Raw genomic sequence first — 16,531 nt, 5'->3', positions numbered from 1 at the left:
GTTAGATCCGCACGCCTTCGGCTGCGCCCCAGGTCGCGCGCCACTGGCCTTTCACGAACATCAGCGCCACCAGCGCCAGCACCGCGAGCCCGGCAAAGATATAGAAGCCCGGTGCAAAGCTGCCGCTCCACTGCTTCGCAAAGCCGAGCGAGGAGGCGAGGTAGAAGCCCCCGACGCCGCCCGCCATGCCGACGAGCCCGGTCATCACGCCGATCTCGGCCGAGAAACGCTGCGGGACGAGCTGGAACACCGATCCATTGCCGGTGCCGAGCGCGAGCATCGCGATCACGAACAGGCCGAGCGCGGCGGGCAACGTATCGGCTTGCGGTACGCCTGCAAGAGCAAGGGCCGCGACGACGAACACCGCCATCAGCGCCTTGACGCCGCCGACCCTGTCCGCGAGCGCACCGCCCATCGGCCGCACCAGCGATCCGGCGAAGACGCACGCCGCGGTGCAATAGCCCGCGATGACGGGGGTGAGGTGGAACTGGTCGGTGAAATAGATCGGGAGCGAGGCGGCAAGCCCGACGAAACCGCCGAAGGTTACCGAGTAGAAGCCCATCAGCCACCAGGCGTCGGCGGTCTTGAGCGGCTGGAAATAGTCGACCAGCTTTTTCGGCGCGGGGGCGTTCGGGGCGTCCTTCGCCATCGCGAGATAGATGAAGAAGACGATCGTCAGCGGGATGCAGGCGAGGCCGAGCACGGCGTTCCAGCCGAACAGCTTGGCGAGGCCGGGGGCGAAGAGTGCGGCGAGCACCGTGCCCGAATTGCCCATGCCGGCAAGGCCCATCGCCTTGCCCTGATGCTCGGGCGGATACCAGCGGCTCGCGAGCGGCAGCGCGATCGCGAAGCTGGCGCCCGCGAAGCCGAGGATCACGCCGAGCGCGAGCGTGCCCGCGAAACTGTGGACGCCGAAGAACCAGGCGGCGAACAGCCCGGCGATGACGATGATCTGGCTGATCGCGCCCGAGCGCTTTGGCCCGATGCGATCGACGAGCAGTCCGTTGACGACGCGCAGTACCGCGCCGGCGAGCGTCGGGACCGCGACCATCAGCCCCTTTTGCGCGGGGCTCAGACCAAGATCCTCCGAAATCGAGGGGGCGAGCGGGCCAAGGATGACCCAGACCATGAAGGCGAGATCGAAATAGAGAAAGGCGGCGATCAACGTCGGCCAGTGCCCGCTCGCCCAGAAGCTCGATTTGGGCGCCGTGGCCCCCGTGGTTGCAGTCGTCATCGTCCGTCCCCTTCGTGTGACGGGCAATAAAAAAGCCGCCAGGACGGCGGCCATGCGGGCGCATCCTGACGGCTTCATTGCCTGTTGGGATTGCGGGGAATGGCTCCCCGTCCGCCTGCGGTTCGATCCCCTCGTTGGAACCGTCGCCGCCTTATCCTGCCCCGGCAGCCTTGCCGAGTGCGCTTAAGCTGCCCGATTCGCGGGTTTGCTGCAAGGGATTATTTCGCAGGTGCAGCATAAATCGGAAAGCTAGGGGAGTTCAGAGAGATAGGCCTCGATATCGTCGGGATCGAAGGCGCGGCCGTCGAAAAAGCGGTCGCTGCCGAGCGTCAGGCGCCCCTGCGTGGACCCCGCGCCGATGGGCTCGTCGAGCCCGCCTTCGAGCTTCGAGCTGGCGCCGGGCAGGGGGGCGCCGGAGCCGGCAAGCGCGGCGCGGTAAACGTCGGGACGGAAGACGTTGCTGGCTGCTGCCGCCTCGCCGCCGCTGAACGCCATATAGTCCCAGCGCACCATCTGCGAATAAAGCCACGCGGCTTGGCTACGCCACGGGAAGTTTGCGGCCTCGCGGTACTGGAACATGAAATCGGGATAGTGGACCGGATCACCACCGGGTATGAGCCGGATGCGGTCGGTGATCGCACGCAGCACGGCATCGCGCGGCGCGTCGAGATATTCGGCCCGCGCCAATATATCGGCGCTTTCCGCGGCTGCGTCGGGTTCGATGAAATGTGCCGCCGCCGCGTGCAGCGCGCGCACCAAGGCTTCTACTTCCCCGCGACGTTCGTCGAGAACCGTCTCGCGCATCGCCAGTACCTTCTCGACGCCGCGGCGCCAGATTTGGGCCGTCGCGAGCGCGATGTGGCCGACGCCGCGGTCAACCGCAATCGAGTTCCACGGCTCGCCGACACATATACCGTCGACCTCGCCCGCGGCGAGCGCGTCGGCGGCGAATGGCGGGCTGGTGACGACGATCTCGATATCCTGATCGGGACGAATGCCGACGCCCGCGAGCCAGTAACGCAACATGTAGTTGTGGCTCGAATAGCGGTGCACGACGCCGAAGCGCAGCGGTTTGCCCGCTGCGACCCTTGCATCTGCTGCTTTCTTCAACGCCGTGCCGATCCGGGTCGGGTCGCCCAGCTCGCCGGTCAAACCCGTCTCCGCTGCCAACCGGGTCGAAAATGTCACGGCGTTGCCGTTGAGGCCGAGGACGAAGGGCACCGCGAGCGGTACGGCGGGGCGATCCTTCCCGAGCGTCGTTGCGATGGCTAGCGGCGCGATCATGTGGGCTGCGTCGGTATGGCCGTAGAGCAGGCGGTCACGCACGGTCGCCCAAGTCATGTCGCGGATGAGGTCGATGGTGAGGCCTTCGGCAGCAGCGAAGCCGAGTTCGTGTGCGAGAACCGGAAGCGCCGCGTCGACGAGCGGAAGAAAGCCGATACGGAAGCGCTCGCCGGTCATTCCATGTCTCCCATCAGCGCTTCGCTCGTCACGATCGCTTCGGCAATTTCCGAAATCCGGCGGTTGGTGCGCATCGCCTGTCCGCGGAGCAGGGCATAAGCCTCCGGCTCATCGATCTGGCGGCGCTTCATCAATATTGCCTTCGCCTTGTCGATGACGGCGCGTTCGGCAAGCGCGTTCTTGGCGTCGTCGAGTTCGCGCTGGAGGCGCGAAAAAGCCTGGAAGCGCCGGATGGCGAGGTCGACGACCGGCTTGATGCGCTGCTTGGACAATCCGTCGACGACGTATGCAGATACGCCAGCATCGATCGCCGCGCCGGTCGCCTCGGCGTCGCTTTGATCGACGAACATCGCGATCGGGCGCGCGAGGGCGCGCGACATGGCGAAGAAGTCCTCGAGCAGGTCGCGGCTGGGGTTTTCGAGGTTGATTAGGACAACTTCGGGGGCGGCCGCTTCGATCTGCGCAACAAGTGGTTTGGAAGTATCCACCAGTACGAGGTCGTCGAGGCCAGCTTCGCGCAAACCGTCGGATATGACGGCCGCACGCCCTGCGCTGGTGTCGATGATCGCGATCCTCATGGTCGCGCCTTTACGCTGCAGCGCACAAATCTGCCAGAGACTTTGTTGGTGGCGACATAATCCGCGCGTCAAGTGTCCGCTTAGCGAAATAGGCTACCACAGCGGACAGTCTCCAGTCGGCCATCAGCCGCGATAGCGTGCCTCAGATAAATCGAGTTCGCGGCTCAGTTTCTGTGCAACACCGCTGCCGATGGCACGTGAACGGCCGAGACCGAGGAGCGCCTCGCGTTCGGCCTTGATACCGACAAGCTGGAACTCGCGCACAAGCTGTTCTTCCGCCTTGCGGGCGTCGGAAAGGCCGTTGGTCCGGCTTTCGATGCGCTCGCGGTAAAAATCCATGACGCGCGCGCCGGCAGCCACATAGAGATCGGCTTCGCCGTGCTGCTCTGCCAGCGTATGCTGTCGTTGTTCGATCGCATGGATCGCGGCCTCCGCCGTGGCGATGCGCGCCGCATCCTCCTCTTCCTGCTTCGACTGATCCGGCGGCATGACCAGCCCCCTGAGCAAAAGGGGCAATGCGACGGTGGCAAGGACCAGCGAGACGATGATGACGCCCGCAGCCAGGAAGATCGCAAGATCGCGCGCCGGGAAGGGGGTGCCGTCGTCAAGGGCCAGCGGCAGTGTCAGGACGCCCGCAAGCGTGATCGCCCCGCGCACGCCGGCAAACGACATCGCGGCGACCAGTCGCCAGTTGGGGCTCTGGAATTCGATATTCTTGTCGCGCTTGCGAAGGATCGTGAGCCTGAACGATATCCACACCCAAAGGAAGCGAAGCGCCGCGAGGCCTGCGACGATCGCGACGATATAGACGGCAAGCCACCAGGGAGCGCCATGACCGGTGAGCGCGACCGTTTCTTTCGCGCCGGCGAGGATGGCGGGCAGTTGCTCGCCGAGCAGCACGAAGATGATGCCGTTGAGCGCGAACTGGATCGTGTCCCACACCGAATTGCGCCGCATCCGGGTGACCGCCATCGCCTGCCGCGATATTTCGGCGAAGGTCATGGTCACGCCGGCACTCACCGCGGCAAGAATGCCCGAGGCATGGACATGCTCGGCGAGCAGGTACGAACCGAACGGGATCAGCAGGCTGACGAGGATTTGCGAGCCGGTATCCTCGCCCCAGCGCTTCGTCACCCACGCCTTGGCGCACGTGACCGACAGCGTCACCGCAAAGCCGATCGCCAAACCGGCCCCTGCGACCCACAGGAAGTTGAGCGCCGCCGCGCCGGCGGAGAAGGTGCCGGTCAGCGCCGCGGCGATCGCGAAGCGCAGGCAAACGAGGCCCGAGGCATCGTTCAGGAGCGACTCCCCCTCCAAAATATGCATCATCCGCTTGGGGATCGGCACGCGCGCGGCGATGGCGGACACCGCGATCGGATCGGTCGGCGACACGACGGCGGCGAGCGCGAAGGCGACCGCCATCGGCATCGCGGGGATCATCCAGTGAATGAGCAGGCCCATGCCGATGACGGTCATGAGGACGAGACCGAGGGCAAGCTCGACGACGGTCGAGAGATCCTTCAGCAGCTCGTCCTTGGGAATGCGCCAGCCGTCGAGGAACAGCAGCGGCGGCAGGAAAAGCAGCAGGAACAACTCGGGATCGAGCTCGACGCGGTAGGAGGTCGACAGGCCGATCCCCGCGCCAAGCAGGATCTGCACCAGCGGCGTCGGCAGCGACACCGGCAGCATGCGCGATATCGCGCCGCTCACGACGACGGCGAGCAACAGGAAGAGGATGATCGATACCGTATCCAGCTATTCGTTCCTTTGGACGGGATTGCCGCTCATCTAGAGGGCGGTTGCCGCTCCGGGCAAGCCTCACCCTTCGCGATCGGATATCTCCGGCGGGCGCCGTTCCTTCATGAACCCGTGCATGCCGAACCACCATTGCAGCGTGATGATGCCGCCCTTGGCGGGCTGGAGAAACAGGATCATCAAGCCTAGCATGAGTGACACGATAATCGCGGCGAGGGCGGGCAGGGACAGCTTCGTGTTCTGGACAAGGGCGATGATCACCGGCGCCATGATATGTCCGGTCAGGAAAATCGATACATAGGCGGGAAAGTCGTCGGCCTGCTGATGCGTCCAGTCCTGCCTGCATGCGGAACAATGGTCCACGGGCTTGAGGAAGGCGCGAAACAGCTTCGCATCGCCGCAGCGAGGGCAGCGTCCACGAACGCCGCGATAGATCGCGCCCCATCCCGATCCCGGTAGCACGGCATTGGCCGGTATCGCATGCAGGTCGCCCGCGCCATCGCGGAGGGGTGAAGGCTTTCCCGTATCGACTTTCCATTCTCGGCGATCTGACTGATGATATTGCATCATCGATATATACAGCATAAGATGATGGTGTTAAGACTGGTAAATGATGTATGAAACATCAAGGGGCTGATATGATCACTTCGCAGCAGATGCGCGCGGCGCGCGCGCTCCTCGGGATCGACCAGCGCGAACTGGCCGAGCTTGCCGGTCTTTCGCTGCCGACGATCCAGCGCATGGAGGCGTCCAATGGCCAGGTCCGCGGCGTCGTCGATACGCTGGTCAAGGTGATTGGCGCGCTCGAAGGTGCCGGCATCGAACTGCTCGGCGAATATTCATCGAGCGTCGGGACCGGGCGGGGGGTGCGCGTCCGTGACGTGGCCGACACCGATCCCAAGGCGCCCGGTCGTGCGCTTCTGTCCGCCAAATTTCCGAGCCGGCCCGAAATTCGGTGAAGACCGAGGCCTATACGCCGAAGCTCTTTACGGTCTTTCGCGAGGGTTATTCCGTCGCCACATTTCGGGCCGATGCGATCGCGGGGCTGACGGTTGCCATCGTTGCGCTGCCGCTCGCGATGGCGCTCGGCATCGCGAGCGGCGCCTCGCCCGACAAGGGGCTGATCACCGCGGTCGTCGCGGGCTTCCTGATCTCGGCGCTGGGCGGATCGCGCGTGCAGGTGGGCGGTCCGACCGGCGCCTTCGTCGTCGTGATCTTCAACGTCATCGCGAGCCATGGCTATGACGGCCTCCTGATCGCGACCTTGCTCGCCGGGCTCATCCTCGTTGCGGCGGGGTTGCTTCGCTTCGGTCAGATCATCAAATATATTCCGCATCCGGTGGTGACCGGCTTTACGGCGGGGATTGCGGTGATCATCGCCTCGAGCCAGGTCAAGGATTTCCTCGGCCTTTCGATCGATACGGTTCCCGCCGATTTCCTTCCCAAATGGCAGGCCTATCTCGGCGCGCTGCCCAGCGCGAACTGGGCTGCGATCGGCGTTGGTGCGGGTGCGCTGGCAATCATCATCACGTTTCGCAAATTCGCGCCGCGCTTGCCGGGTTTCCTGATCGCGGTGGTGGCAAGTTCCCTCGCGGTGGCGCTTTTGAACCTGCCGGTCGACACGATTGGTTCGCGCTTTCCCGACATTCCAGCCGGCCTTCCGGTCCCGTCGTTTCCCGAGATATCGCTCGCGAAGATCAATGCCGTCCTGCCGTCGGCCTTCACCATCGCCTTCCTCGCCGGGATCGAGGCGCTGCTCTCGGCGGTCGTCGCCGACGGGATGGTCGGGACGCGGCATCGCTCGAACCAGGAGCTGATCGGGCAGGGCGTTGCCAATCTCGGCTCGGCTCTGTTCGGCGGCCTCCCGGCCACCGGAGCGATCGCGCGCACAGCGACCAATATCCGATCGGGTGCGAAGACGCCGGTCGCGGGCATGATGCATGCGGCTTTCCTGCTCGTCTTCATCCTCTTCGGCACCGACCTGATGGCCTATGTGCCGATGGCTGCGCTCGCCGCGATCCTGTTCATGGTCGCCTGGGGCATGAGCGAGTATCAGCGCTTCCTCGCACTGCTGCGGATGCCGAACAGCGACCGGGCGGTGCTGCTCATCACCTTCGGACTGACGGTGCTCGTTGACCTGACGGTGGCGATCGCAGTCGGGGTCACGCTCGCGTCGCTGCTGTTCATGGCGCGCATGGCCGAAGCGGTCGAGGTCGACCGGAGCGGCCGCCGCGACGCTGAACTCGATGCCGAAGACCTCGACCAGCGCGACGATCTGCCGCCCGGGGTCGAGGTGTTCCGGATTGCCGGTCCCTTCTTTTTCGGCGTCGCGGGCGAGCTGCTCGACACGCTGCGCCGCGTCGGGCAGTCGCCGCGCGTCATCATCTTGCGGATGCGGCTCGTGCCGCTCCTCGATGCGAGCGGAGCGCAGGCGCTCCAAGAATTTGTCGAACAGGCCCGGCTGGCGGGCGCGCGGGTGATTGTCTCGGGCGTGCAGCCCCAGCCGCGGGCGATGCTCGGGCGGATCGGCCTCGGCGAAGCGGCGGGTCGCATCGCCTATGCGGCCGATTATGCGGACGCGCAGGCGCTCGCGGTCGATCTGGCGGAGGCGAAATGACGGCGACCCCTGTGAGCGGCAGGCTATTCGCACGCGCCGTTTTTCGATCGGTCGGCCGCCGGGAAAGCCGAATTCTGACCAAGTCTGGAGAATGAAATGAGTGACAACGACGACTATGTCTATGACGAGGAAAGCGGCGAGTGGATGCCGGCGTCGGAACTTGCGGAACGCAAGGCCGCAGCCTCGCAGGTCGAGGTTCGCGACGCGGTCGGGAACCTGCTCCAGGATGGCGACAGCGTTGCACTGATCAAGGATCTCGAGGTCAAGGGGGCCAGCAAGACGCTGAAGGTGGGGACGGTCATCAAGTCGATCCGCCTGACGGGCGATCCGCAGGAGATCGATTGCCGTCACGACAGCATCAAGGGCCTCGTCCTGCGCGCCGAGTTCGTACGCAAGCGCTAGGCTTTCCGCTTGCGAAGCCTTGTCGCGGCGGCGGCAGCGCGTGGCTCGTCGCCGGGCCGACCGGTGGAGCCGCAAAGTTCCGCGGCCTTGCCGGGGCGGGATCGACCGGGCCTCGCGATGACGTTCCATCACAATCCCGAGAAACGGAACTTGCGACATGATTCCCCAAAGCCCCAAACCAACCTCACGGAACAGCCGCTTCTATCTGGCTCGCATGCAGGCGTGTCAGGCGGAAGCGAAGGAGGCGTCGCTTCCCAACGTACGGGACCGGGCCCTTCGTGCGGCCGTTGCATGGCGCGAGATGTACCAGAAGGCACTGCAGTTCGAGCAGCGGCTAAACCAATGATCCCGGCCGGGGCGATCATGACCCGGACGGGGTTTGTCTGGCGTTAGGAGGCGACCGGCAGCCTGCCCTTCGGACAATCGACACGTTCTTGCGGGAGGTGCGCATGACGATATTCCTGATCATTCTCGTCTCCGTCTTGCTTCTCGCCCTGTTTATCGGCGTCACCATTGCGGGAGGACGATCGCATGATCGGCAGAACGAGCGCCGCGACCATGACAGATAGGTCCGCAGGAGATTTCGAGGTCGAGAGCGAAATCGCTTGCGAACTCGAAACAGGGGCGGATTGCCGGAGCATCGATCGAGCGGAAACGGAGCTTGATCGCTTTCTCGACCATCTCGACGATATCGACCGCGAACAGCGTTATTTCGAACGATATGGGACCGAACATCACCACGCGTCTCCGATGGAGCCGGGGGACCTGGCCGCCCCGCTCGTCTTCGAGCTGGGCAATATACGGAGCCTCCTCGCAAACTGGGCTTTCGTGCAAAGCGCGATGAGTATCGACGATCCGGACATGTGTCCGCCGTCAGCACCAATGGCGCATATTTGAGGTTGTGATTTAAGGAGGATTTGGGCTTCGTCGTAGTGACGAAGGAACGAAGATGAAGCCCAAATCCTCCTTGAAAAAATCGGCGCCGAAGGCCCCAGCTGAGCGGGTGGTGAAGGACATACGGCGTGCGACGCGCCGGCACTTCTCTGCAGAGGACAAAATCAGGATCGTGCTGGAGGGGCTGCGCGGCGAAGACAGCATCGCCGAGCTGTGCCGCAAGGAAGGCATCGCCCAGAGCCTGTATTACACCTGGTCGAAGGAGTTCATGGAAGCGGGCAAGCGTCGTCTGGCCGGCGATACCGCCCGAGCTGCGACCACCGGCGAGGTGCACGACCTGCGCCGCGAAGCCCGTGCCCTGAAGGAATGCGTGGCCGACCTGACGCTGGAAAACCGTCTGCTCAAAAAAAGCATGATCGCGGATGGGGGCGACGAAGAATGAGGTATCCCGCATCTGAGAAGCTCGAGATCATCAGGATCGTCGAGCAGTCGCATCTGCCCGCCAAGCGGACGCTGGACCAGCTCGGCATCCCCCGCCGGACCTTCTATCGATGGTATGACCGCTACCTCGAAGGCGGGCCGGAGGCGCTGGAGGATCGGCCATCGGCGCCGAGCCGGGTGTGGAATCGCATCGGCAACGATATCCGGGACCAGATCGTCGAGATGGCGCTGGAGACGACCGAGCTATCCCCTCGCGAACTGGCGGTGCGGTTCACCGACGAGAGGCGCTACTTCGTGTCGGAAGCCACGGTTTACCGCCTGCTCAAGGCCCATGATCTGATCACCAGTCCGGCCTATGTCGTGGTCAAGGCCGCCGATGCGTTCCACACCAAGACCACCCGACCGAACGAGATGTGGCAGACCGATTTTACCTACTTCAAGATCATCGGGTGGGGCTGGCTGTACCTGTCAACCGTGCTCGACGACTTCTCACGCTACATCATTGCCTGGAAGCTGTGCACCACCATGCGGGCCGAGGACGTCACCGACACGCTGGACCTCGCCCTGGCGGCTTCCGGATGTGACAGCGCCACGGTGCTGCACAAACCCCGACTGCTCAGCGACAACGGCCCGAGCTACATCGCTGGGGAACTGGCCGAATATATCGAGGCCAACAAGATGACCCATGTCCGCGGTGCCCCGATGCATCCGCAGACCCAGGGCAAGATCGAGCGCTGGCACCAGACCCTCAAAAACCGCATCCTGCTCGAAAACTACTTCCTGCCTGGCGAACTTGAAGCCCAGATCGAGGCCTTCATCGACCATTATAATCACCGCCGATACCACGAGAGCCTCGGCAACGTGACGCCTGCTGACGCCTACTTCGGCAGGGCACCCGCCATCATCAAACAGCGCGAAAGGATCAAACGACAGACTATCGAATATCGGCGCTTGCAGCACCGAAAGCTCGCCGCCTAATATCAATCCCAAGACGAGGCCCGCTCTCCGCTAATTTACGCCACGAGTTGCGCCAAATGTTCTGACGACGGACACCAACTATGCCCCTCGATCAAATGGATTCGCGCATTCTGGCCGAGTTGCAAAATGACGGCCGCATGACCAACCAACAGCTGTCCGACCGGATTGGCCTGTCGCCAAGCCCTTGCCTGCGCCGCGTCAAGCAACTGGAGGCCGACGGCGTCATCACGCGATATGTCGCGCTGATCGAGCCGACGCGCGTCAATCTCGGCGTTACCGCCTTTGTCCGCGTGCGGCTCGACCAGCAGGACGATCTCAGGCTGTCCATCTTCGAGGAGGCCGTCGCCGCCTTTCCCGAGGTCATGGAGTGCTATCTCATGACCGGCGACGCCGATTATCAGCTTCGGGTCATCGTGAAGGATCTGCATGCCTTCGAGGAATTTCTCCGGCGCAAGCTCACCAAGATTCCAGGCGTATCGCAGCTCACCACGAGTTTCGCACTCCGCCCGGTCATCTACAAGACGGCGCTGCCAATCGGAGACAGGGTCGCCGATCGCGGTGCAGCGAGCTAGACCGACCCCATTTAGTTTTATATAGATATTATTCCGATGCACGCTGCATGCGTGCCCAGCGCGCGAAGCGGCTGTGCCTTCGAAGAGCGGCCGCGGTCGGACGAGCCGCCGAACAGGATGAAAGCAAAGGCCGAACCATTGAACAAAGCCACACCGTCTCCAGAGGAAAGCGTCGCCTTTCAGGTCCGCCGCATGCATCTGGGCTTTTCGCGATATCTTGAGTCCAAGCTTGCGGACCATGAGGTGAAGGTCAGCTGGTGGTATTATCTGCGGGCCTTGGAGCAGAAAGACAATGTCACCCAAAAAGATCTAAGCAAGGCGACAAATGTCACGGCCACGACGACGGTCGCCGTGCTGAAGGGCATGAGCCCGAGCACCACTTCGGGATCCGCCGCGGGCTGGCCGGCCTGGGACTGCATGTCATGGGTGCGGGGGAGGCGCAGCCGGAGGCCTATGAGCGCGGAGGCGACAAGAAGACCGCCCGCCGCGAGGATCGCGGTGGCGAGACCCGAGGTCGCCGCGATCGTTCCCCACATCCAGCTTCCGGCGGCGATGCCGCCCGCGGTGGCGGCCTGAAACGCTGCGAGCGTGCGGCCGCCGACCCAGCGCGGCGCCATCACCTGGATCGCGACATTGAGGATTGTCATCACGATCATGAGGCCGCCGCCGGCGAGGAAGAGGAGCGGCAGTGCGGCCCACAGCGAAGGCGCGAAAGCAATGCCGATCGCGGCGAGGCCCATCGCGGCCGAACTCGCTGCGACAATGGTCTCGTCCCCGGTGATGCGCCGGAAGCGCGCGATGTTCATCGCGCCGGCGACCGCTCCGACACCATAGGCTCCGAGCAGCAGGCCATATATCCGGGCATCTCCGCCGAGCTGGTCGCGCGCGATCAGCGGCATCATCGAGGACAGGATCGATCCCAGAACCCCCATGACGAGCGCGCGCAACAGCACGATGCGCAGCGCAGGCGAATTGCCGAGATAACGAAGTCCCGAAATAATCGCGCGGTATAGCTGCTCGGGTGGGAAGCGCGCAGGCTCACCGCACCAACGAGGGGCGCCTTCATGACGAAAGCGATCTCGGCCTCGATCCGCGGCTGGATGAAGCGGCGGCGCGCGATCTTCGCGCTGTTGGCGAAGACCATGCTTTCGAGAAGGACAGGTGCCAGTCTTGCAAAGGACGCGTCGCGCATCGCGGCATTGCTTCTGGAAGCCCGGGAGCGGACGCAGAAGGTTGCGCACGGTCTTCGCGGCACGCTCACGCTTGGATTTGGCGGGTCGACCGTCTATTCCTTCTGGCCGGCGCTGATCCGGGGCTTCAAGGCGGTGGCTCCCGACGTGGAGCTATCGTTTCGCGCAATGTCGGTTCTCGAACAGATCGAGGCGCTTCGCGAATCCCGGATCGACATCGGTCTCATTCGGCTGCCGGTGCTCGATGAACTGGTGGAGACCGGACCAGTCTATCAGGAACCTCTGTCCGTCGCGCTTCCGGCAGAGCATCATTTGCTCGCCGCGTCGGGGCCGGTGCCGATCCGTCGCCTCGCGGGGTCGCCGTTCGTAACCTACGAAGCCCGGCGGGGCTTCAATTTCCAGGCCGATCTGCACGCGCTTTGCCGCTTTGCGCGCTTCGAGCCCCAGATCGTCCACCAGGCGCCCTCGACCGAGGCTGTCGTCGGGATCGTCGCTTGCGGTGAGGGCGTGGCGATCGTGCCCGCCTCTGCCGAGCGGCTCCGCATGCGCGGCGTCGCGTTCCGTCCGCTCGATACCAAAGGACTTCCGGCGCAGCTTGCGTCGGTGTCCTTCGGTATCGGCTGGCGGCGCGATTTTGTCTCCGCGGTCACACAAGAGTTCATCGCCTTCGTGCGCTCACTGCCCCCAACCGACGCAGTGAGTTCTCCGCCGTGAACGTCCTCAGGCGGGTTGGTCGGCACGGCTTGCACCCTGGCCGTCGAGATTGGTGGCCACGAAGTCCCAGTTGATCGCCTTTTCGAAGATGGCGTCGAGATAGGAGGGACGGGCATTGCGATAGTCGATATAATAGGCATGCTCCCAGACATCGACGATGAGCAGCGGCACCGCGCCGTGCGCGATTGGCGTATGGGGAACGAGGCCTCGCCCTCCCTATCAACGAGGACTGGCACTTTCTGGTTCGCGTTGAGCGCTCGAAACTCCGGCTTCAGATGATCGCCGCCGAAAATATCATACGGGATGATGTCATAGGCCACATCAAGCTCTTCGAGCATGATGGCGATCTTGAGGCCGTTCGGCGTGGGCGTATAATGTAACTCAAGCAATGATCGTCTCCCTCGATTGTCTGCACGAGCGGGGCGCACGGACTATGTCGACTATAATTTGCATTTATATAGAAGTAAATTGAAGCGTGCTCCACGCCGCGCAGCGGTCCGCTTGAGAAGAGGCAAGGGCAGCCGGTCAGAGTCGATCGATGCGCATTTCAAAATGGCGGAAGACTGCGATTCCTGCAATCAGTGGTAAACAACGAAACAGCCAAAAACGCAGACCGCTTGTCTCCATATTGTCTCCAGCTGAGGGCGAAGAATCGGAAAGCGTGGCGGGTGTTGGTTCCGGCGCTACTGCTGGCAGAATTGGCATCCGGACCCGCTTCCTCGAGCGCGCATGCGCTAGGCCGCAATTTTCTTGGGTGCCTGCTGACGCGACAGGAATTCATCCAATGCCGTCTTTCGCGATTTGCGATCGAGCGCATAGGCGCGTTGCTTGAAAACGGTGCCTTCGAGCAGCGCAGAGATATATCCTGCAAGCGTGTCGGCCGCCACAATCAGAGTAGCATCCAGAACATGGATGTATTTGCTCGTGACCGAGCCCTTCGCATGACCCAGCAGGGCGGCTATCGTGACTTCGGTAAAGCCGAGATCATTCCCGATGCTCGCGAAGCTGTGGCGCAGGATGTGCGGCGTAATCCCTTCGAGTGGTGAACCGATAAAAATCTCGTTCCATTGATTGGGAAGTCCGCCGAACGCCGTGTCTTCGCCGCGCGGACCCTGAAAGACATAGGTGCCATTGTCCTCACTCTCCCGCGACTCCAGAAATTCGACAACGGGGAGGCCGATCGGGCGAACCGACCGGCCTTCCTTGCTATCTGAGAGGCGCAGGCAGCTTCCGTCGATATCGACGTCGCACCATTTCAGATTGATGATCTCCCCGCGGCGGCAACCCGTCATCGCGATCTGGCGGATGATGTCGACCGTCTCGCCGTACCGCTCATTCTCGGAAGCGGCTTTGAGCATTCGGCCGAGGATTCGATACTCGCCGTCGGTTAGACGCCGCGTGCGGACGTTGTCCTTCGGTCGTTTGATGCCATGGGCGGGATTACTGTCGATGACTCCCAGATCGACGGCGTAGGTCAGTATCCCACCAATCAAGCCGAGCGTGCGTGCCGCCGTACCGGGGCCGCCTCGCACATTAGCGCGACCGCGGAGCTTGTTCGTCTTGATGAACGCCCTTGTCTTTCCTGCCATGATATCGCGCATGACCTTAGTGAGGATCGCCTTGGTAAGGTCCTTAACCCGCCGAGATCCAAGCAAGGGAATGACGTGTCGTTCGATACGCCCGAGATCGATATCGACGGTGGATTGCTTCTTGGGGCGACCACCTTTGCCAAGGATGAGGCCGTTCCTGAGATCGTCCATGTAGAGCTCGCAGAGCTCCTTCATCGACATGGCCTTATTGAGTTCGGCCCTCTCTTCCGCTGGATCATCACCTTGAGCCACGCGGCCGAGCTGGGCCTTGGCCTCGCGCCGGGCCGTCTCCGGCGTCCATATTCCATGCAGGCCGATGGTATAACGGCGCGAACGGCCGTCGGCTCGGTACTGGATCAGATAGCTTCGCTTTCCGGTCGGGAAAATCCGAAGCCCGAAGCCAGGAAGTTCATCGTCCCAGAGGACATAGTCTTTCGATTCTGCTATGGCGGTTTCGACAACGCGCTTGGTCAGTTTGGCCACAGGCCATCTCCATGTTGACCCTCATTTCGCGTAAGCACCACGTAAGCACGCGGGAGAAAATCGGGGCGTAATCAAGGTTACGTCAGCGAAAACGGCCAAAGCAAGAAAATGACAGCAGGGTAGTGACTTAGGTAAGAAAAACTTGCTACAGTGTTCTCTGGCGTAACGAAGTAAGTACCCCCTCCGAAGGCAGAGGCCAGGGGTTCGAATCCCTTCGGGTGCGCCATTTCTTCCTTTTGCTCTTTCGAGCCGACTTGGCGGCCGCCGCGAAGGCGGGGGTCTTGATGCGCGACCATCGCGCGCGGCTTTTGCGTGGATGGCGCAGAAAGCATGCCGGCCGCTCCCATTTTTGCTGATGTCTCGGCTCGGAGGATCGCGTTACTCTTTCTCGCAAAATGCGGATGAGGAGGATGCGATGGATCTGGGTCTGGCCGGCAAGAAGGTGATCATCAACGGCGGGGCGCAGGGGCTCGGGCTCGCGTCGCTCAGGATTTTCGCGGCCGAGGGTGCCGATGTCGCTTTCCTTTCGCGCGATGCCGGGAAGGTGGAGGCGGCGGTCGCGGGAATGGTGCCGAGGAAGCGGATGGCGCAGCTGGACGAAGTGAGCGCGCTCGTCGCTTTTCTGGCCTCGGACGAGGCCGCTTTCATATCGGGCAGCGACTATGCCATCGACGGCGCGATCACCGCCGGCATGATGGGGGTATAGGCAGCCGGTCAGCGTTCCGACAGCGCGTCGATCTGTTCGTCGAGCGCGGCGATGACTTGCACGACATGGTCGCCGTCGCCCGCAGTGCGCGCGATGATGCGCTGGCCCGATCGGAAACCGGTGAGACTGGCGATCATCATCACCGCGCGCACCTTGCTGTCGGGGCTGGAGAGGCGTCCCGCCGCCGCCTGTTCGAGCAGCGCGGCGGCGAGCTCGATCCCCGGGCGCCAAAGCTCCGAATAGAGAATCTCGAAGGCGGGGCCGGGGCTCGCCATTTCGCGTTGGACAAACAGCGCGCGATCCTCGGCGCCTTCTTCGGACAGGAGGAAATGGGCGAGCGCCGCGAACAGGCGCTTGAGCCAGATCGCCGCGTCGGCGCTGGCAAGCGGCGCCGACAAGGCGGCGTCCGCGACCGCGGCGACCGACCCCACGCCCTGCCGGAAGGAGGCCACGATGTCGTGGGCGCAGGCCAGATACAACCCTTCCTTGTTCCCGAAATAATAGGTGAGACCCGGCAGGTTGGTGTCCGCGGCGTCGGCGATCTGCCGGGTCGTCACCGCGGCGAACCCCTTGCGGCCGAACGCCGCGAGGGCGGCGCCCAATATCCGCTTCCGTGTCTCCTCGCCCTTGCGATAGCCGCCGTCGGCGGACCGCTGGGGTCCGGACATAGAGGGTTTTCGTGGATGAGAAGACGACATGGCGAACCTGCTTAATTTATATCAATTGATATATGGCGCGTGGGCTCGCGTGTGTCGATGATCGCCGAAAGCGCGCGGGATTTTGCCCAGAAGGCGGGCGCCTGACCCCATCCCCCTCGATCCTGCGAAGCTGACAGAAGGCTGACAGCGATCGCGGCGCAATTGTCAGCCCGCCTGTCCGATAGCGCTGCGGAGAGCGGGACGGCACCCCGCTCGCCG

The 16,531-nt window shown here is 63.3% G+C and carries 15 protein-coding genes and 3 pseudogenes; 8 read left to right on the top strand and 10 right to left on the bottom strand.

Annotated elements, in window-relative coordinates:
* Position 1: 1 nt before the first annotated feature.
* From NP825_RS19270 to NP825_RS19250, 5 genes are all read right to left on the bottom strand, one after another.
* Positions 2 to 1,234, bottom strand: coding sequence for a NarK/NasA family nitrate transporter (locus NP825_RS19270; RefSeq protein ID WP_257546666.1), 1,233 nt, complete (start codon positions 1,232 to 1,234; stop codon positions 2 to 4).
* A 249-nt stretch (positions 1,235 to 1,483) separates the two neighbouring features.
* Entirely contained in the window at positions 1,484 to 2,695 is a 1,212-nt protein-coding gene (locus tag NP825_RS19265; RefSeq protein ID WP_257546664.1) for a CmpA/NrtA family ABC transporter substrate-binding protein, read from the bottom strand.
* Positions 2,692 to 3,273 carry an ANTAR domain-containing response regulator gene (locus tag NP825_RS19260; RefSeq protein WP_058457382.1) on the bottom strand — a complete coding sequence of 194 codons (582 nt, stop codon included), beginning with the start codon at positions 3,271 to 3,273 and terminating at the stop codon, positions 2,692 to 2,694. Before NP825_RS19260 ends, NP825_RS19265 begins: the two co-directional genes overlap by 4 nt.
* 123 nt (positions 3,274 to 3,396) lie before the next feature.
* Positions 3,397 to 5,028 carry a Na+/H+ antiporter gene (locus NP825_RS19255; protein ID WP_257551553.1) on the bottom strand — a complete coding sequence of 544 codons (1,632 nt, stop codon included), beginning with the start codon at positions 5,026 to 5,028 and terminating at the stop codon, positions 3,397 to 3,399.
* Between the two features lie 63 nt (positions 5,029 to 5,091).
* Positions 5,092 to 5,595, bottom strand: a complete 504-nt coding sequence (locus tag NP825_RS19250; RefSeq protein ID WP_306999039.1) for a DUF983 domain-containing protein — start codon at positions 5,593 to 5,595, stop codon at positions 5,092 to 5,094.
* A 71-nt stretch (positions 5,596 to 5,666) separates the two neighbouring features.
* On the opposite strand from NP825_RS19250, the gene NP825_RS19245 reads away from it, so the two are divergent.
* The 6 genes from NP825_RS19245 to NP825_RS19220 all read left to right on the top strand — a co-directional run bounded on the left by NP825_RS19245 (position 5,667) and on the right by NP825_RS19220 (position 10,932).
* Positions 5,667 to 5,987 (top strand): helix-turn-helix domain-containing protein, encoded by a 321-nt coding sequence (locus tag NP825_RS19245; protein WP_257546656.1) that lies wholly within the window; start codon positions 5,667 to 5,669, stop codon positions 5,985 to 5,987.
* On the top strand, positions 5,984 to 7,645 hold the full coding sequence (locus NP825_RS19240; RefSeq protein WP_257546654.1) for a SulP family inorganic anion transporter: 1,662 nt from the start codon (positions 5,984 to 5,986) through the stop codon (positions 7,643 to 7,645). The genes NP825_RS19245 and NP825_RS19240 overlap by 4 nt, the downstream gene beginning before the upstream one ends.
* Before the next feature lie 96 nt (positions 7,646 to 7,741).
* The gene (locus tag NP825_RS19235) at positions 7,742 to 8,047 is read left to right on the top strand and encodes an alkylphosphonate utilization protein (protein ID WP_257546651.1); all 306 of its coding nucleotides are present in this window, start codon (positions 7,742 to 7,744) and stop codon (positions 8,045 to 8,047) included.
* 531 nt (positions 8,048 to 8,578) lie between these two features.
* Complete coding sequence (locus tag NP825_RS19230) at positions 8,579 to 8,944, top strand: hypothetical protein (RefSeq protein ID WP_257546649.1); 366 nt, start codon at positions 8,579 to 8,581, stop codon at positions 8,942 to 8,944.
* A gap of 52 nt (positions 8,945 to 8,996) precedes the next feature.
* A protein-coding gene (locus NP825_RS19225) for an IS3 family transposase (RefSeq protein ID WP_257546647.1) occupies positions 8,997 to 10,360 on the top strand; the annotation gives its coding sequence in 2 pieces (ribosomal slippage) (positions 8,997 to 9,344 and positions 9,347 to 10,360; 1,362 coding nt in all).
* An 80-nt stretch (positions 10,361 to 10,440) separates the two neighbouring features.
* Positions 10,441 to 10,932 carry an Lrp/AsnC family transcriptional regulator gene (locus NP825_RS19220; RefSeq protein WP_257546645.1) on the top strand — a complete coding sequence of 164 codons (492 nt, stop codon included), beginning with the start codon at positions 10,441 to 10,443 and terminating at the stop codon, positions 10,930 to 10,932.
* Between the two features lie 263 nt (positions 10,933 to 11,195).
* Here the strand turns inward: NP825_RS19220 and NP825_RS19215 are convergent.
* Positions 11,196 to 11,939 (bottom strand): annotated as a pseudogene (locus NP825_RS19215) (MFS transporter); the annotation flags it as partial.
* Positions 11,940 to 11,996: 57 nt separating this feature from the next.
* Here NP825_RS19215 and NP825_RS19210 point away from each other — a divergent pair.
* The gene (locus NP825_RS19210; RefSeq protein ID WP_257546643.1) at positions 11,997 to 12,836 is read left to right on the top strand and encodes a LysR family substrate-binding domain-containing protein; all 840 of its coding nucleotides are present in this window, start codon (positions 11,997 to 11,999) and stop codon (positions 12,834 to 12,836) included.
* A gap of 6 nt (positions 12,837 to 12,842) precedes the next feature.
* Here the strand turns inward: NP825_RS19210 and NP825_RS19205 are convergent.
* From NP825_RS19205 to NP825_RS19200, 3 genes and pseudogenes are all read right to left on the bottom strand, one after another.
* Positions 12,843 to 13,028, bottom strand: a pseudogene (locus tag NP825_RS19205) (Fe-Mn family superoxide dismutase); the annotation flags it as partial.
* 26 nt (positions 13,029 to 13,054) lie between these two features.
* A pseudogene (locus NP825_RS23675) lies at positions 13,055 to 13,264 on the bottom strand (glutathione S-transferase N-terminal domain-containing protein); the annotation flags it as partial.
* 306 nt (positions 13,265 to 13,570) lie between these two features.
* The gene (locus NP825_RS19200) at positions 13,571 to 14,908 is read right to left on the bottom strand and encodes a site-specific integrase (protein WP_257546640.1); all 1,338 of its coding nucleotides are present in this window, start codon (positions 14,906 to 14,908) and stop codon (positions 13,571 to 13,573) included.
* Positions 14,909 to 15,323: 415 nt separating this feature from the next.
* Between NP825_RS19200 and NP825_RS19195 the strand changes: the two genes are divergently transcribed.
* A complete protein-coding gene (locus NP825_RS19195; RefSeq protein WP_257546638.1) occupies positions 15,324 to 15,614 on the top strand; it encodes an SDR family oxidoreductase in 291 nt (96 codons plus the stop codon).
* 8 nt (positions 15,615 to 15,622) lie between these two features.
* On the opposite strand, the gene NP825_RS19190 is transcribed toward NP825_RS19195, so the two are convergent.
* Positions 15,623 to 16,282, bottom strand: a complete 660-nt coding sequence (locus NP825_RS19190) for a TetR/AcrR family transcriptional regulator (RefSeq protein WP_257546636.1) — start codon at positions 16,280 to 16,282, stop codon at positions 15,623 to 15,625.
* Positions 16,283 to 16,531 lie beyond the last annotated feature (249 nt).

Origin of the sequence: Sphingopyxis sp. DBS4 (genome assembly GCF_024628865.1) — a bacterium.
GTDB lineage: Bacteria > Pseudomonadota > Alphaproteobacteria > Sphingomonadales > Sphingomonadaceae > Sphingopyxis.
Note: the sequence above shows the minus strand (reverse complement) of the source record. Positions and strands in the feature narration are given on the sequence as shown.

What these genes read in the sequence shown, in the direction of transcription:
- NP825_RS19265 (WP_257546664.1), bottom strand. Translation starts at nt 2,695, where the DNA reads ATGACCGGCGAGCGCTTCCGTATCGGCTTTCTTCCGCTCGTCGACGCG.
- NP825_RS19270 (WP_257546666.1), bottom strand. Translation starts at nt 1,234, where the DNA reads ATGACGACTGCAACCACGGGGGCCACGGCGCCCAAATCGAGCTTCTGG.
- NP825_RS19220 (WP_257546645.1), top strand. Translation starts at nt 10,441, where the DNA reads ATGCCCCTCGATCAAATGGATTCGCGCATTCTGGCCGAGTTGCAAAAT.
- NP825_RS19230 (WP_257546649.1), top strand. Translation starts at nt 8,579, where the DNA reads ATGATCGGCAGAACGAGCGCCGCGACCATGACAGATAGGTCCGCAGGA.
- NP825_RS19245 (WP_257546656.1), top strand. Translation starts at nt 5,667, where the DNA reads ATGATCACTTCGCAGCAGATGCGCGCGGCGCGCGCGCTCCTCGGGATC.
- NP825_RS19210 (WP_257546643.1), top strand. Translation starts at nt 11,997, where the DNA reads ATGACGAAAGCGATCTCGGCCTCGATCCGCGGCTGGATGAAGCGGCGG.
- NP825_RS19260 (WP_058457382.1), bottom strand. Translation starts at nt 3,273, where the DNA reads ATGAGGATCGCGATCATCGACACCAGCGCAGGGCGTGCGGCCGTCATA.
- NP825_RS19190 (WP_257546636.1), bottom strand. Translation starts at nt 16,282, where the DNA reads ATGTCCGGACCCCAGCGGTCCGCCGACGGCGGCTATCGCAAGGGCGAG.
- NP825_RS19250 (WP_306999039.1), bottom strand. Translation starts at nt 5,595, where the DNA reads ATGCAATATCATCAGTCAGATCGCCGAGAATGGAAAGTCGATACGGGA.
- NP825_RS19195 (WP_257546638.1), top strand. Translation starts at nt 15,324, where the DNA reads ATGGATCTGGGTCTGGCCGGCAAGAAGGTGATCATCAACGGCGGGGCG.
- NP825_RS19235 (WP_257546651.1), top strand. Translation starts at nt 7,742, where the DNA reads ATGAGTGACAACGACGACTATGTCTATGACGAGGAAAGCGGCGAGTGG.